The sequence below is a fragment of the uncultured Desulfovibrio sp. genome (genome assembly GCF_944324505.1).
In the GTDB taxonomy this organism is placed as follows: domain Bacteria; phylum Desulfobacterota; class Desulfovibrionia; order Desulfovibrionales; family Desulfovibrionaceae; genus Desulfovibrio.
Window position 1 is genome coordinate 541,482 of record NZ_CALUWO010000001.1, and the last position, 15,913, is coordinate 557,394.

At 63.4% G+C, this 15,913-nt stretch carries 13 protein-coding genes and 1 riboswitch; of the genes, 6 read left to right on the forward strand and 7 right to left on the reverse strand.

The window, feature by feature from the left end; all coding sequences use genetic code 11:
- The first annotated feature begins 23 nt into the window (after positions 1 to 23).
- From fba to Q0J57_RS02580, 3 genes are all read left to right on the forward strand, one after another.
- A complete protein-coding gene (gene fba, locus Q0J57_RS02570) occupies positions 24 to 950 on the forward strand; it encodes a class II fructose-1,6-bisphosphate aldolase (RefSeq protein ID WP_297216733.1) in 927 nt (308 codons plus the stop codon).
- A 42-nt stretch (positions 951 to 992) separates the two neighbouring features.
- Positions 993 to 1,994 carry a type I glyceraldehyde-3-phosphate dehydrogenase gene (gap, locus tag Q0J57_RS02575; protein ID WP_297216735.1) on the forward strand — a complete coding sequence of 334 codons (1,002 nt, stop codon included), beginning with the start codon at positions 993 to 995 and terminating at the stop codon, positions 1,992 to 1,994.
- Positions 1,995 to 2,254: 260 nt separating this feature from the next.
- Positions 2,255 to 3,145: an arginase family protein gene (locus Q0J57_RS02580; RefSeq protein ID WP_297216737.1), complete on the forward strand. Its 891-nt coding sequence runs from the start codon at positions 2,255 to 2,257 to the stop codon at positions 3,143 to 3,145.
- A gap of 121 nt (positions 3,146 to 3,266) precedes the next feature.
- Here the strand turns inward: Q0J57_RS02580 and Q0J57_RS02585 are convergent, their stop codons facing one another.
- Positions 3,267 to 3,770 (reverse strand): Hsp20/alpha crystallin family protein, encoded by a 504-nt coding sequence (locus tag Q0J57_RS02585; RefSeq protein WP_297216739.1) that lies wholly within the window; start codon positions 3,768 to 3,770, stop codon positions 3,267 to 3,269.
- Between the two features lie 212 nt (positions 3,771 to 3,982).
- A riboswitch (FMN riboswitch) is annotated at positions 3,983 to 4,139 on the forward strand.
- 105 nt (positions 4,140 to 4,244) lie between these two features.
- Between Q0J57_RS02585 and ribB the strand changes: the two genes are divergently transcribed.
- Positions 4,245 to 4,916, forward strand: a complete 672-nt coding sequence (gene ribB, locus Q0J57_RS02590; RefSeq protein ID WP_297216742.1) for a 3,4-dihydroxy-2-butanone-4-phosphate synthase — start codon at positions 4,245 to 4,247, stop codon at positions 4,914 to 4,916.
- 182 nt (positions 4,917 to 5,098) lie between these two features.
- Here ribB and Q0J57_RS02595 read toward each other — a convergent pair whose 3' ends face one another.
- The 6 genes from Q0J57_RS02595 to panC form a co-directional block, all read right to left on the reverse strand.
- Complete coding sequence (locus Q0J57_RS02595) at positions 5,099 to 5,479, reverse strand: hypothetical protein (protein ID WP_297216745.1); 381 nt, start codon at positions 5,477 to 5,479, stop codon at positions 5,099 to 5,101.
- Between the two features lie 197 nt (positions 5,480 to 5,676).
- Positions 5,677 to 6,720, reverse strand: coding sequence for an acyltransferase (locus tag Q0J57_RS02600; RefSeq protein WP_297216748.1), 1,044 nt, complete (start codon positions 6,718 to 6,720; stop codon positions 5,677 to 5,679).
- Positions 6,721 to 6,812: 92 nt separating this feature from the next.
- Entirely contained in the window at positions 6,813 to 9,119 is a 2,307-nt protein-coding gene (locus Q0J57_RS02605; RefSeq protein WP_297216751.1) for an ATP-dependent RecD-like DNA helicase, read from the reverse strand.
- A gap of 39 nt (positions 9,120 to 9,158) precedes the next feature.
- Complete coding sequence (gene aroC, locus Q0J57_RS02610) at positions 9,159 to 10,280, reverse strand: chorismate synthase (RefSeq protein WP_297216754.1); 1,122 nt, start codon at positions 10,278 to 10,280, stop codon at positions 9,159 to 9,161.
- Between the two features lie 478 nt (positions 10,281 to 10,758).
- Positions 10,759 to 11,931 carry a methionine adenosyltransferase gene (gene metK, locus Q0J57_RS02615; RefSeq protein ID WP_297216756.1) on the reverse strand — a complete coding sequence of 391 codons (1,173 nt, stop codon included), beginning with the start codon at positions 11,929 to 11,931 and terminating at the stop codon, positions 10,759 to 10,761.
- 24 nt (positions 11,932 to 11,955) lie between these two features.
- Positions 11,956 to 12,804 (reverse strand): pantoate--beta-alanine ligase, encoded by an 849-nt coding sequence (gene panC, locus Q0J57_RS02620; protein ID WP_297216759.1) that lies wholly within the window; start codon positions 12,802 to 12,804, stop codon positions 11,956 to 11,958.
- 132 nt (positions 12,805 to 12,936) lie between these two features.
- Between panC and Q0J57_RS02625 the strand changes: the two genes are divergently transcribed.
- Both Q0J57_RS02625 and rimO read left to right on the forward strand, forming a co-directional pair.
- Positions 12,937 to 13,503 carry a hypothetical protein gene (locus Q0J57_RS02625; protein WP_297216762.1) on the forward strand — a complete coding sequence of 189 codons (567 nt, stop codon included), beginning with the start codon at positions 12,937 to 12,939 and terminating at the stop codon, positions 13,501 to 13,503.
- Between the two features lie 49 nt (positions 13,504 to 13,552).
- On the forward strand, positions 13,553 to 14,866 hold the full coding sequence (rimO, locus tag Q0J57_RS02630; RefSeq protein WP_297216765.1) for a 30S ribosomal protein S12 methylthiotransferase RimO: 1,314 nt from the start codon (positions 13,553 to 13,555) through the stop codon (positions 14,864 to 14,866).
- Positions 14,867 to 15,913: the final 1,047 nt, after the last annotated feature.

A 15,913-nucleotide genomic window follows, 5' to 3' on the forward strand; every position in this document is an offset into this window, starting at 1 on the left:
CATTGACGTATCAGGAGGATGCCATGCCGCTTATCGGGCCAAAGGAAATGTTTGCCGCCGCCTATGCAGGCAAGTATGCCGTAGGCGCTTTCAACGTGAACAATATGGAAATCGTTCAGGGAATCATGCAGGCCGCTTCCGAGGAAAAGTCCCCGGTTATCCTGCAGGTTTCTTCCGGGGCGCGCAAATACGCGGGCCAGAACTACATCATGAAACTGGTGGAAGCCGCTCTGGCCGAAGACCCCGATGTGCCGGTGGTGGTACATCTGGACCACGGCCCGGATTTCGACATGTGCGCCGCCTGCATCGAGGGCGGCTTTACCTCCGTCATGATCGACGGCTCGCACCTGCCCTATGAGGAAAACGTGGCCCTGACCAAAAAGGTGGTGGACTACGCCCATCCCCGCGGCGTCTGGGTGGAAGCGGAACTGGGCAAGCTGGCCGGCGTGGAAGAGCATGTGACCTCCGCCGACCATGTGTATACCGATCCCGCCCAGGCTGTGGACTTTGTCCAGCGCACCGGCTGCGACTCCCTGGCCATCGCCATCGGCACCAGCCACGGCGCCTACAAATTCAAGGGCGAAGCCAAGCTGGACTTTGACCGCCTGGATGACATCAGCAGCCGCCTGCCCGGCTATCCGCTGGTGCTGCACGGCGCTTCCAGCGTGCCGCAGGAATTTGTGGACCTGTGCAACAAATACGGCGGCAACGTGGGCGGCGCCAAGGGCGTGCCGGAAGACATGCTGCGCCGTGCCGCCCAATCCGGCGTCTGCAAGATCAATGTGGATACGGACATCCGCCTGGCCCTCACGGCCTCCATCCGCCAGTACATGGTGGAACACCCCGAGGCCTTCGACCCGCGCGCCTACCTCAAGCCGGCCCGCGAAGCCGTCAAGAACATGGTGGCCCACAAGATTCGCAATGTCATGGGTTCGTCCGGCAAGGCGTAACCCGTCTTTTGACATCAATACCCAGAAAGAGGAGTTTCTGTTATGGCCGTCAAACTCGGTATGAACGGTTTTGGCCGCATTGGCCGCTACCTGCTGCGCCTTATGGCGGATTCGCAGGATGTGGTGGTTTCCGTCATCAATGCCCGCGCGGACAATGCCACCCTGGCCCATCTTTTCAAGTATGATTCCACCTACGGCACCTTCGGCGGTACGGTGAGCTTTGACGATGACGGCATCATCGTCAACGGCCGCCACATCACGGTGACCCGCTTCAAGACCGGTGAATGGCAGTGGAAGGAACTGGGCGTGGAACTGGTGGTGGACACCACCGGCACCGCCAAGAAGCGTGACGATGCCGCCCTGCACCTGGCCCGCGGCGCCAAGAAGGTGGTGGTCTCCGCCCCCTGCAAGGAAGCCGATGCCACCATCGTCATGGGCGTCAATGACGACGTGTACGATGCCGCCGCCCACAGCGTCATTTCCGCGGCGTCCTGCACCACCAACTGTCTGGCGCCTGCGGCCAAGGTCATCAACGATACCTTCGGCATCCGCCACGGTCTCATGACCACCATCCATTCCTACACCATGAGCCAGCGCATCCTGGACGGTTCCTACAAGGACCTGCGCCGCGCCCGCGCCGCTGCCGTGTCCATGATTCCCACCACCACCGGCGCCGCCAAGGCCACCGCGCTGGTCATCCCCGCCCTCAAGGGCAAGATTGACGGCATGGCCGTGCGCGTGCCCACCCCCGACATCTCCCTGGTTGACCTGACCTGCGAACTGGAAAAGCCTACCACCGTGGCCGAAGTGAATGCCGCCCTCAAGGCCGCCAGCGAAGGCGCCCTCAAGGATAACCTGGGCTACTGCGAAGAACCGCTGGTGTCCATTGACTTCAAGGCCGATACGCACGGCGGCGTGGTGGACTCGCTGACCACCCAGGTCATGGACGGCACCCTGCTCAAGCTCATTGTCTGGTATGACAATGAGGCCGGTTTCACCAATCAGCTCCTGCGTCTGCTGCGCCTGGTGTCTGCCTCGCTGTAGGCACGGGCCGGCATCGCGTTATTTCCGGGGAAAGGAAGGGGCATACCTTCCTTTCCCCTGTCATTTTTCGGCCGCCGGACCCGGCGTCCGGCGCCGGCTGTTGTCACGCGCCCTTTCCGTTCCCCGGCCGCACTGCGGCAACAGCCCTGCTTCCAGACCTTGCCCTCCGGCGGCCCTGCCCGCCTGACAGCCGGCACCGGCTGTGCCACCGCGCGAAACGGCTGCCCCGCAAAAACCTTGCACGGCAAGGAGAAGAAACCATGCCCCAGACAGCACACTCCCTGCTCCGTCTTGTCTTTCCGCAATGGCAGGGCGGCTATGACGAATCCCCCTTCCCCGGGCAGATCTACCCCCTGGGCGCACGCCTGCTGGCCTGGCTGGCGCCGGAAAGCACGGCTCCCCTGGTGGAAATTCCCGTGGCGCCCCCGCAGGCAGACAGCCCCGCCCCCAGGGACGGGGGCGTCTTCTACCGCCAGGAAATCCTGCGGCAGCTGCGGGCCGCACAGGAAATCATCCGGCAGCATGCGCCCCGGCGCATCGTCACCTTCGGGGGAGACTGCCTCATCAGCCAGGCCCCCTTCAGCTATCTCAATGAGCTGTACGCGGGCGACCTGGCCATCATCTGGATTGATGCCCATCCTGACATTACCACCCCCAGGGACTTTGACCATGCCCATGCCATGGTGCTGGGCAATCTGCTGGGCGAAGGCGAAGCCCTGCTGGCGGCCGAAGTGGCCCGGCCTGTCAGGCCGGAACAGGTGGCCCTTGTGGGCGTTGACGGCGTACTGCCCCATGAGGATGCCACCATCCGCAAATGGCAACTGCACGTCATCCCCAGCCGGGACATTATCCGGAACAGCACGCCGCTGCTGGACTGGCTGCGGCAGAGCGGCTTCCGCCATGCGGCCATCCATCTTGACATTGACGTTCTTGACCCGGCCCATTTCACGTCCCTGCTCTTCACCAATCCCGATGTAGAAACGCCCATCGCTGCCGAGCATGGCAAGCTGCGGATAGGGCATCTGCACCGTATTCTGGAGGACATCGGAGCACAGACGGATGTGGTGGGCATGAGCTTTACCGAATACATGCCCTGGGATGCCCTGGCCCTCAAAAAGCTGCTCTCCTGCCTGAACCGCATGCCGCAATAGAGCCTGCCTGCCGGAGCGCCGCGTCCACAGGCACCGGCCCTTTCCCCAAGCTGTCCATAAACGCCAAAGGGGGCGCCCCCGTAACGGGAGCGCCCCCTTCCTTCGTCCTGAGGAGACGTTATTAGGCGTGCGTGATGGTGATGGCCCGGGCCTGCGGCTTTTCAGGCGTCTTGCGGGGGATGGTGATGGTCAGCACCCCATCCTTGTGGGTGGCGCAGATATTTTCCACATCAGCATCTTCCGGCAGGGTCATGCTGCGGCTGAAGGAACCATAGCTGCGTTCCTGCACATGCTGGCTGGCTTCCTTGGGCAGCTCTTCGGCCTTTTTTTCACCGGAGATGGTCAGGGTATTGTCCAGCACTTCCACCTTCACATCGTCCTGGGCCACACCGGGCAGTTCCAGGCTGAGGGTGTAGGCAGCGGCATCGCTCTTCAGGTCAAGGCTGGGCACAAAGTCCGGCACCTGGCGCAGCATGTCCGTCATGCGGCCCCAGGGGCTTTCGGTGAAGAATCCATTGAACAGACGGTCAATATCATTATGCAGACGGCTCAGCGGCTGATACTCATGCGGCGTAGCGGTATCATTGGCGGCGTAATGGCGAGGTTGAAAACGAACCAGATTCATAATGTCCTCCTTGTGGAAAACTTGTGAAATAGAAGTAACGCCATTTCCCCATCCGTCAAGAGCCTGTGGAAAAGTTTTTTTGAAGACCTCGTGTCGGTGAATATCTTCCTGCTCTCCGACCGGCCTCCTGCCTCGTCTGCAAGCGAGTTGTACGTCAGACCCCGGGGACCGCCTGCCATCGCTTGCGGCACCCCGGACTCAGTGCTAAAATAATAGTTTCTCAGGGCGGGGTGCAATTCCCCACCGGCGGTGATGGAGCGGCCCCGTGGACCGGCTCACAAGCCCGCGAGCGCCCTGCCCACGCAGGGGTCAGCAGAGCCGGTGAGATCCCGGAGCCGACGGTAACAGTCCGGATGAAAGAGAATCGTGTCTGGCACGCGTGCAAAGCAGCTTCCATGAGGCTGCTCTTGTGTCGTGCCCGCGCCCTGATGCATCGTATACACCCGTTACGGATTTACGGGTACGGAGACCTGTATGCATCAGTCCCCTTCCTCTCCCCTTCAGTCCTTCGGCTCTGCCGAACAGCGGCTGCGGGCGGCCGTTTCTGCCCTGCGCCAGGGCCATGGCGTACTGGTTGTTGATGACGAAAATCGCGAGAACGAGGGCGACCTCATCTTTTCGGCAGAACTCTGCCGAGAAGAACAGATGGCCCGTCTTATCCGCGATTGCAGCGGCATTGTCTGCCTCTGCCTCACGGACGAGCATTGCCGCCGCCTGGATCTGCCACCCATGAGCGCACACAATACCAATGCACAGCAAACAGCCTTTACCGTAAGCATCGAGGCGGCCGAGGGCGTCACCACCGGCGTTTCTGCTGCCGACCGTCTTGCCACAGTGCGGGCCGCCATTGCCGATGATGCCCGGCCGCAGGATTTGCGGCGGCCCGGCCACGTCTTTCCCCTGCGGGCACGCCCCGGGGGTGTACTGGAGCGACGCGGCCACACGGAAGCCACGGTGGATCTCATGCGCCTGAGCGGCCTGCGCCCCTGTGGTCTTCTGTGCGAACTCACGCTGGATGACGGCAGCATGGCCCGCCTGCCACAGGTGGCGTCCTATGCCCGACAGCACGGACTGCCGCTCTGCTCGGTGGAGGATATCGCCATCTGGCGCCGGGAGCACGGCGACGCAGCCATCCGTATGGACTGACAGGCACGGACCAGACCCCGCATCCCCGGACGTGACAGAAAGCCCGTCACGCCCTGTGGCGGCAACGGCCGCTTCCGCCGGGAAAACGACATGTCCTGAGCTGCCATGCCACCATGGCAGACGAAATGCGGGATGAAAAAAGGCCGCCCTTGGGCGGCCTTTTTTTCGCGGACTATCGGGACCTAGACCAGTCCCAGCAGAGCGAGAAAGGTGGACGAGGTAAAGGCGGCAATGACCGAAATGCCCAGCGCCATGACGCCCAGCATGAACTGCTTGCGGAAAATGGCGATCACGGCCAGCACCACCGCCGGAGGGATGAAGAAGACGGCAAAGAAAAAGAAGCCGGAGATGGCGCAGACCATGGCCGCAATGGCAATGATGCGGTCCGTGGACATGGGCGTGGACGACAGCGAGCGGGAAAGCGCGTCTGCCGCCCCGCCGCCCAGATCATTGGGCGGGCGGTAGTCGTCCCCGTCGCGCAGAATCTCGTCCGCCACTTCGGGGTCAAAATCCGGTTCTTTGTTATTGAGGGCGGCAAGGGCACGCCGTTGCTCTTCAGTCATGGGAGAACTCCTTGTGCCCAAAAAGAGCACAGTTTAGTTTACGCTTTTCTTATCCTATTTGCGGCAGAAAGCAATATGCGTAAAATATAAAATAAATTCAGTATATTATAAATCATTTTGCAAGCATGCTCCGGGGGCTGCCGCACACGGTGCCCTTGCTCTCCCCGCACTGCGGCCCTGCCCCCGGATTTTCGGGGTCAGCCCCCGATAACATAGCGGGAATGCCGCCCCAGCAGGCGCCTGATGAGCAGAATGCACAGCAGACACAGGACAATCTCCGTGCCTGCCGTCAATGTGGCCACCAGCACCGTCTGCCGGCTCAGCACTGTGGAAAAAAGAACAAAGAGATGATCCTGCAACAGATTCTGAAAAATGACATGCAGAAAAAACAGGGGGAAACTGCACTGCGCCAGCAGGTCAAGGGCGGCCACCTCCCTGTCCAAATCCTCCAGCACATCCAGTATCCACGAGCCGATGCAGAGCTTCTGCACATAGAAGGCCGCCTCGATATTGGGAATGAAGCTGTGGTAGCAGTCAAGCAGGATAAGCAGGGACGTGAAGACGGCCACAAGGCGAATCATGACAATATGCTGCCGGATGAAGGCCATGCAGGTCCCGCGATGGCGTGAAAAAACCACTCCCAGCAAAAATACGGGGAAGAAGAAGCAGTAATTGCGAAAGAAGAACAGCAGACCGCGCGGCACCAGCAGGGGCAGGATGGCGGCCGGCACCATGATCCGCCGCAGCAGGCTGTCGCGCAGGCAGTGGATCACGGGGCTGATGCTGAAAACCGACAGGATGAAGGGAATGTACCAGTACGGCACCAGGCAGGCCGTGCCATAGCAGAGGCATTCCAGCACATCCGCCAGCGAGGCCACGGGCGTCCCTTCGTTGATGAAGGCAATGTCGATGTGAAAGGCATTGTGCGCCACCCAGGCCGTGCCCAGAAGCAGCAGCGACAGCACGCAGTAGGGGCAGAAGACATGCAGCAGCTTTGCCTTGTAGAAGCGCAGCAGGCGGAAGGCCCGGCGCCGGTTCACATGGTCAAAGAGGTAGCCGGAAATGAAGATGAAGTAGATGGTGCTGGAATGAAAGAGGCACTGGCGCAGGCTGTCCAGCAGCTTGCCGGAGCTGCCGTCATCATCCAGCAGGGGGCCGACCCACATGTGGGTCAGCATGACGGAAAGGATGGCAAAGGCCCGAAAATAATGGAAGGTCAGGTCGTATTTCTTTTGCGTCATACCATACCCGGGTTATGCCGGCAGCGCGGCGATGAAGAAGCTCCCCCTGCGGCAGGGAGCATGATTCTTGCGCCTCTACCCGAGTGCGGCGGCTATGTCAACGGTTGCAGGCGGAAGGCCAGCCGGGTGTAGCGGCGGTGGGTGCGGTTATTCTTCACCGCCATGTTCAGGGCACGGGATTCCCCCACCAGCACCACCAGCTTCTTGCCCCGTGTCACCCCCGTATAGACCAGATTGCGTTGCAGCAGCATGTAATGCTGCCGCATGAGCGGAATGACCACGGCCGGATATTCGGACCCCTGGGACTTGTGGATGGAAATGGCATAGGCCGGCGTCAGCTCGTCCAGCTCGTCAAAGTCATAGGGCACCACCCGCTCGTCAAAGCTGACGCTGAGGGTCCGCTCCTTGCCGTCCAGAAAGACGATGCGGCCCATGTCGCCATTGAAGACATCCTTATCGTAATTGTTGCGCACCTGCATGACCTTGTCATGCAGGCGAAAGGCCCGCTCGCCCCGGCGCACTTCCAGACCGTGGGGATTGAGGGCCTCCTGCAGGCGGTGATTGAGTTCCTCCACGCCCACGGCACCGCGACGCATGGGCGTCAGCACCTGGATGTCATCCACAGGGTCCAGGCCGAAACGCCGGGGAATGTGATTGCGCACCAGGTCCACCACCAGATCAGCCACCTTCTGGGGATCATCCTCATGGATGAAATAGAAGTCCGACAGTCTGTCCTTGTGCCACTCCAGCGGCGGAACCTGCCCGCGATTGATCAGATGGGCATTGCAGATGATCTCGCTCTGGGCCGACTGCCGGAAAATCTCGGTCAGGCGCACCACCGGCACGGCGCCGGAGGCAATGATGTCCGCCAGCACATTGCCCGGCCCCACGGAAGGCAGCTGATGCACATCGCCCACCAGCACCAGGGTGGCGCCAAGGGGCACGGCCTTGAGCAGATGGTAGAACAACAGGATATCCATCATGGACGCCTCGTCCACCACCAGCAGGCCGCAGGCCAGGGGATTGTCCTCATTGCGGGCAAAGCCGTCTTCCTTGGGACTGTATTCCAGCAGCCGGTGGATGGTGCGCGCCTCACGACCGGAGGTCTCGGCCATGCGCTTGGCAGCCCGCCCCGTGGGCGCAGCCAGCAGAATGCGCGCCCGCACTTCGCCGAACAGACGAATAATGGCATTGATGATGGTGGTTTTGCCCGTGCCGGGGCCGCCGGTCAGCACCATGACCTTGCTGCGCGCGGCGGTGCGCACGGCCTCCAGCTGTTCCGGGGCCAGGGTCATGGGCAGCTCGCCGGCCACCTTGTCCACCAGTGCGTCCACATCGCTGAAGCGCACGGCCTTGGGCGAATGCAGCAGGCGCTGCAAATAAAAGGCGGTCTTGGATTCGCAGTGATAATAGCGCTTGAGGTAGATGCACGGCCCCTCCTCCGACGCCTCAGGCGCAACGGCGGTCTGACTGTCACCGGCCGGCAGGGGCGCAGGCTGGTCGGGCCATTCCCGCACCAGGCGCTCGTCAGCCTCCAGGGCGCGTATGCCCTCCAGAACCAGTTCCGGGGCCACGTCCAGCCTGGCGGCAGCCTCCTCCACCAGGCGGTTCTGCGGCTCATAGACATTGCCCTCATCCGTGGACTTCTGCAGGATATACAGAATGCCCGCCTGTACGCGCAGGGGGCTGTCCGACGCAAAGCCCAGCTTGCGGGCCGCGGCATCGGCAGTCACAAAACCGATGCCGTGAATGTCCATGGCCAGGCGGTAGGGATTTTCCCGCACCACCGCAAGCGCATCGGCGCCATAGGCCCGGTAGATGCGTACCGCATAGGCCGGGGTGATGCCATGCGGTTGCAGGAAGAGCAGCAGATCGCGAATGCCGCGGTGCTCGGCCCAGCTTTCGCGGATGGCCTCAAGGCTCTTTTTGCCGATGCCCCGGACTTCGCGCAGGCGTTCCGGCTCCTCATCCAGGATGCGGATGGTATCGGTGCCGAATTTTTCCACAATACGGCCGGCCATTTCCTTGCCCACGCCCTTGATGAGGCCGGAGGCCAGGTACAGCCGTATGCCTTCGCTGGTGGCGGGCAGCACCTCTTCCACGCTGCTGAACTGCACCTGCCGGCCAAAGCGCTGGTTGGTCACCCAGCGCCCCTGCACGCGTATGTGCACGCCGGTCTGCGGCGTCAGCATGTGCCCCACGCAGGTCACGGGATCACGGCTGATGCCGCGCGAGGGCGCTCCCGTCACCCGGGACGGTGACGGCAGGGGGCTGTCCGGTTGCAGGCGCAGCACGGTATAGCCGTTTTCTTCATTGTGGAAAATGACGCGCTCCAGTGTCCCACTCAGGGTCACGGCATCCGGGTCAGCAAGAAGCGGCAGTTCAGCGGGCTTGGACATGACCTTCCCCACACGGGCAGGACGACAGGAACGCAAGCATCAGGAACGCCGCCTCTGGAGTGCCGCCGGACGCGGCTGGGGCAGCATGCTTTCCGGCAGGGCCTGCATACGCTCCTGCAACAGCAGGGCATCGGCCAGCGTCAGGCAGGTCATGGCCGCCAGCACGGGCACAATGCGCGGAATGGCGGCCAGGTCATGGCGGCCGCCCACCAGCACGCTGGCGGGGCGCCCTTCCCGGTCGATGGTCTGCTGCGTCCGGGGAATGGAGGCAATGGGCTTGACCGCCGCCTGTAGCAGAATGTCCTGTCCGCTGGAAATGCCGCCCAGAATGCCCCCCGCATGATTGGAGGCAAAGCCCGTTTCCGTCAGGGGATCATTATTGCCTGAGCCGGTGTGCCGCGCGGCGGCAAAACCGTCGCCCACCTCCACGCCCTTGACCGCGCCCACTCCCATGAGGGCATAGGCCAGCAGGGCATCCAGCTTGTCAAATACCGGTTCCCCCAGCCCGGCAGGCACGCCGCAGGCCCGCACGGCCACAATGCCGCCCAGGGTATCCGCCGCAGCCCGGGCAGCGGCCACGCGCTGGTCCCAGAGGGGCACCACACTGTCGCTGGCCGCAAAGTAGGGACGTGCCAGCGCGCCGTTCAGATCCCGTTCCTCAGGGGGAACGGCAATGCCGCCCAGCTCCACCGCCGCAGCCTGCACATGAATGCCGTGTACAGCCAGCAGCAGACGGGCCACCGCACCGGCGGCCACGCGCGCAGCCGTTTCCCGCCCGGAAGAACGGCCACCGCCGCGATAATCGCGGATGCCGTGAAATTTCTGAAAAAAGCCCCAGTCCGCATGACCGGGCCGGAAGACCTGGGCCAGATTGCCGTAATCCCGCGAGCGCTGATCCTCATTGGCAATGTGAAAGGCAATGGGCGTGCCTGTGGTGCGGCCTTCAAAGACCCCGGACAAAATGCGCACCGTGTCCGATTCCTTGCGTGCCGTGGCTGTGCGCCCCTGCCCCGGCTTGCGCAGGTCCAGGTCGCGCTGCATGTCCGCTTCACTCAGAGGCAGACCGGCCGGGCAGCCGTCCAAAATGCCGCCAATGCCGGCACCATGCGATTCCCCATAGGTTGTGAGGCGCAGAATGCGCCCGAAGGTATTGCCGGCCATGTCATGCCTCCTTGCCGTGCGCCGGCCGGCTGCGAGGCAGGCCCGCCATCAGAAGCAGCCTGGCAGCCGGAACAGCAGCATATATCCGTGAATGACCGTCCGCTCCGGGAAATCGGGACCGGACCTGCCGGAAACGGTAGCGGGAACAGACGCCCAAGGCGGGAAAGGCGGCTGTGCGCAGGACACAGCGGGCAGAAAAAACGGCATCTGCCATCCCCTGTGCCGCCGCCAGCACGCGGGCCTGTCCATGACCTGCCTGCCCCATGGCCTGCCCACGAGGCGGCCAGCCCGTGGCAAAAGGCTCCGGCCAAGGTGTCATCCGTAATAGATGACTATACGTGATCCAGCCAGGGCTTGCAAGCAAACGCCCGCCGCCATGCCGCGGGGCAGGCCGTCCCCGGCACGGAGCAGGCCAGCCGCCTGACCAAACAATGAGGCCGGGGAAACCCCGGCCTCATACATACGCTGTGCAGAACGACTACACCCGGGCAGCCGTGCGCAGGTCTGCCACGGCATCGGTCTTTTCCCAGGTGAACTCGGGCAGCTCGCGGCCAAAGTGACCGTAGCAGGAGGTCTTGGAGAAGATGGGGCGCTTGAGCTCCAGGCGCTTGGTAATGAAGTAGGGGCGCATGTCAAAGACCTCGCGCACGGCCTTGGTCAGCACTTCATCCGGCACCTCGCTGCTGCCCTGGGAGGACACCAGCACGCTCACCGGGTCCGCCACACCGATGCAGTAGGCAATCTGCACTTCGCAGACCGGCGCCAGACCGGCGGCCACCACATTCTTGGCAATATACCGGGCCATGTAGGCGCCGGAGCGGTCCACCTTGGAGGCATCCTTGCCGGAAAAGGCGCCGCCGCCATGATGGCCGCTGCCGCCATAGGTATCCTGAATGATCTTGCGGCCGGTCAGGCCGCAGTCACCCATGGGACCGCCCACCACAAAACGCCCCGTGGTATTGATGAAGATTTCGCAGTCCTTTTCATCAAAGTAGCCGGAGGGTTCCAGCACCGGGCGGATGACGTGCTGCTTCACCGCGGCAATGATCTCGTCCTGCGTGGCGCTGGCCGCGTGCTGGGTGGAGACCACCACATTGTTGATGCGCACGGGCTTGCCGTCCTGATATTCAAAGGACACCTGCGTCTTGCCGTCAGGACGGAAGAAGGGCACGGTGCCGTCCTTGCGCACCCGCGTCAGCTGCTGCGACAGCTGATGCGCCCAGAAGATGGGCGCAGGCATGAGCGTGGGCGTTTCGGAGCAGGCAAAGCCGAACATCATGCCCTGGTCGCCGGCGCCCTGATCCTCAGGGGCCGTGCGCGTCACGCCCTGGGCGATGTCGGGGGACTGATGGTCAATGGAGGAAATGACGGCGCAGGTATCGGCATCAAAGCCCATGTCGGAGCTGGTATAGCCGATCTTGCGGATGGTCTCGCGCACCACGTGGGGCAGGTCGGCATAGCCCGTGGTGGAAATCTCGCCGGCGATAACGGCCATGCCGGTGGTCACCAGCGTTTCGCAGGCCACGTGCGCGTCGGGGTCCTGCGCCAGCAGGGTATCCAGAACGGCATCGGAAATCTGGTCAGCCACCTTGTCGGGATGGCCCTCGGTCACGGATTCGGACGTAAAGAAATACTTGCCCTTGGTCTGCATAGTGGGGTCTCCTTGCGAGGGGAATTAGTCTTCCAGAAGAATGTTGTCGATGAGGCGGGCCTTGCCCATGCGCACGGCACAGGCCATGAGGCTGCGCCCGTTGAGCGTATCCAGCGGCTCCAGGGATTCGGCATCCACCACGCTCAGGTAGTCCAGACGGCCCAGGGGCAGATTTTCGGCCCAGTAGCGCAGCACGGCATCACGCAGAATGCCGGCATTGCGTTCTCCCTGACGGGCCAGCGCGCGGGCCAGTTCCAGGCCCTTGTGCAGCTGCGGTGCCTGTGCCCGCTCTTCCGCCGTCATGTAGACATTGCGCGAGGACAGGGCCAGACCGTCCGCCTCGCGCACGATGGGCTGGGTTTCAATGCGCACGGGCACATTGAGGTCACGCACCATGCGCCGGATGATGGCCTGCTGCTGCCAGTCCTTCTGGCCAAAAACCGCCACATCGGCCTGCGTCAGCTGGAACAGCTTCATGACCACGGTGCACACGCCCCGGAAATGAATGGGACGGCTGGCGCCGCACAGGCCACGCGCCATGTCGGGCACTTCCACCCACGTGGCGTGATCTTTGGCGTACATGCTGCCCGCTTCGGGCATGAACAGAAGGTCCGCGCCATGGCTGCGGGCAATGGCCGCATCACGCTCATGATCGCGCGGATAGGCATCCAGGTCCTCATTGGGACCAAACTGCGTCGGATTGACAAACAGGCTCACCACCAGCTTGCTGCCCAGCTGACGGCCACGCTCCATGAGCGATTCGTGACCGGCATGATAGTAGCCCATGGTGGGCACCAGGGCGATGGTCTCGCCGTCCTTATGCCATTGGCGGCACTGGGCCGTCAGTTCCTGGGGATTGGTTAATATCTGCATATCAAGTTTTTGTGATATTGTTTATGGGGTCTTCCTTATACATGGCTGCGGCAAACTTGTAAAGCCCGCACGGCCCCCTTGCCCGCAGTTGACCCCTTTGCCGGCTGCGGGCATAAGAAGACGGGAGTCACTATGCTCAAACCCTTCTATCAGGGAACGCTGGATACCTTCTGCGCCATCTATGCCGTGCTCAATGCCCTGCGGCTGACCCACGGCCTGCGCACCTTGCAGGCCCGGCAGATTCTCAACGACACGCTGACCGCACTGGCCAGGGACCCGGAGGCCCTCCGGGCCGTGCTCATGCAGGAAACGGACTACAGCCGGCTGGTGGACCGTCTGCTTGCCACCCAGCAGGCCCGACATCCCCTGGAAGTGCTGACCCCCTTTGCCCAACAACCCTACCCCGATGCCCGGACGCTGCTGCATACCTGCCGGGACTGGCTGGCTGCCGGCGAAGGGCGGGCCGTCATCCTGCGCTTTCTGCGCCATCTGACTCCCCAGACGCCTCCGGTGATCCGGCACTGGACCGTGGTGGACCGCCTGGATCAGGACGGTCTGCATCTCTTTGATTGCAGCCATGAACGCGAGGCCATCCTGCACATTCCGGCCCAGGGCTTTGTGACCGATCCCACGCATATCTGCCCGGACAAACTCCTCTGTATTCTGCCCTCCAGCCTGCGCCTGGTACGGCGGGCCTGAAGCACGGGCACAGGATGACAAACGGCCCGTACGAGGCTACCATGCGGTCATGAAAAAGCACCCTTCCGCCCTGCCCGTCTGGTCCCTCAGCCTCGGCTGCCCCAAGAATCGTGTGGATACCGAGCACACGCTGGGGTCACTGGGGCTGCCCGTTACCTGCGTACCGCACATGGGGCGGGCGCGCCTGGTCTTCATCAATACCTGCGGCTTCATCGAACCTGCCGTGCGTGAATCCATCCGCAGCGTTCTTGATGCCATTGCGCGACTGGCGCCGCTCAAACGGCGGCCCCTGCTGGCCGTGGGCGGCTGCATGGTGGGGCGCTACGGCGTTGCCGACCTGGCCGCAGAACTGCCGGAGGTGGACCTCTGGCTGCCCACCAGCAGGCTGGAAGAATGGCCGGCCATGCTGCGCGAGGCCCTGGCCCTGCAGGAAGGCAGCCCCTGCCGCGGGCGCCTGCTGTCCACCGGGCCATCCTATGCCTGGCTCAAAATCGGCGAAGGCTGCCGCCACCGCTGCGCCTTCTGCACCATCCCGTCCATCCGCGGCGGGCTGCACTCCACACCGGCCGGGGAACTGCGCCAGGAAGCCGCAGACCTGCTGGCCCGGGGCGTGCGCGAACTGGTGCTGGTGGCGCAGGACACCACGTCCTGGGGCACTGACCTCATGCCCGCGCAGGACCTGCGTTCCCTCATCGACCAGCTGCTGCCGCTTGACGGCCTGGCCTGGCTGCGGCTGCTCTATCTCTATCCCACGGGCATCACGCGCGACCTGCTGCGCTATATCCGCCAAACAGGCGCGCCCCTGCTGCCGTATCTGGATATTCCCCTGCAACATGCCCACCCGGACGTGCTGGCGCGCATGGGCCGCCCCTTTGCCCGCGATCCGCACCACATTCTTGATCTGGTGCGGGAAGAGCTGCCCCAGGCCGCGCTGCGCACCACCTTCATTGTGGGCTATCCCGGCGAAACCGACGCCCATTTCACGGCGCTTTGCCGCTTTGTGGAAGAAGCCCGCTTTCGCAACATGGGCGTCTTTGCCTATCAGGCCGAGGACGGCACGCCGGCTGCCGGCATGCCCGATCAGGTTCCTGACCACATCAAGGAAGAGCGCCGTGCCGCCCTCATGGAAATTCAGGCCGACATCAGCGAAAGCCTGCTGGCGGAAGAAGAAGGCCGGCGTCTGCCCGTTCTGGTGGACGCGCCGCACGAGGAATGGCCGGGGCTGCATACGGGAAGGGTCTGGTTTCAGGCCCCCGAGGTGGACGGCATCACCTATATCAGCGGCCCCGGCGTGCATCCCGGTGCGCTGATAGAGGCCGATGTGGTGGAGCACAGCACCTACGACCTCACCGCCCTGAGCTGAACGCGGCTCCCATCTGCTCCTGCGGCGGTCAGACGGCCAGCCGGCCACCCGGGAGGCCGCTTTCCGCAGCACGGTCTGTCGAAAAGGCGCATGCCGTATTCGTCAACACGGTCCGGCAGCACACCGCCCCCCTGGCCCGCATGCCCATGAGGGAGAGGCCGTCCGGCCTGCCCGCCCCCAGGCAGAAAGGCTCCGTCGCGCCTGCCGTGCAAATAGGGGCGCCCTGTGACAAGGCAGGACGACGCTGTTTTACGACAGCTTTCTGTCACCACGACATCATGCAGCCGTGCCACTCCACCAACAGGCTGCGCCCGCCAAACAGTCCGCCCTTCCCAGCCTTTGCAGCGACCGATGCACTAGCGGCACGCGGCTGGACAGCCAGTGCGACCAGCCGCCACACCCCGCCTTTGGGCACGGGTCACCTGGCCATGACGAGGGCGCGTTCCGCTGTACAAAGGCCCGCATGCTGCCCCAAGGGCGCAGCCTGCCCGCCACCGGCCATGAAGGGGCCATTTCTCCGTCTGCCGCGGTCCGTGGCAGACGCGGAACACTTCCCCGGCTGCTGTCCGGTCCATAGTCAAAAGCCTGCCGTCCCTGACGCCGCGCAGTGATGGTCCGCCCTGCTCGCTGCCGCCCGGTCCCGTATCAGAACACGGCGGCTCGTTCCCAGTCTGGCCTGCTACGCTGCACAGTCCCACCTGCCGATTTCCTGCCCAGCCAGCTGCGTTGCACAGCCCCTGCCTTTGTGGCTGCCGCGACGATCAGCATTGCATGCGTAGCCGACGCCGCATTGTCCCCGCTGCCAGCTTGCCGGCAGCAAGCGTGCCGCCCTGTCCCGACGGACCGTGCCATTCCCCCTTCCCTGCCGGACCGGGACAGCCTTCCGGCAGATGCACCAGCGCAGGCCCTCTGCCTGGAGCAGGCGGCAGCAGGCGCCACAGACAAAAAAAGCGGCCAGAGGAGGCCGCATAAAAACAAAGAACCCCTCGCGCGCAACGCAGCGAGGGGTTCTGGAACAATCTTTGGCAGCGGCCTACTTTCCCACAT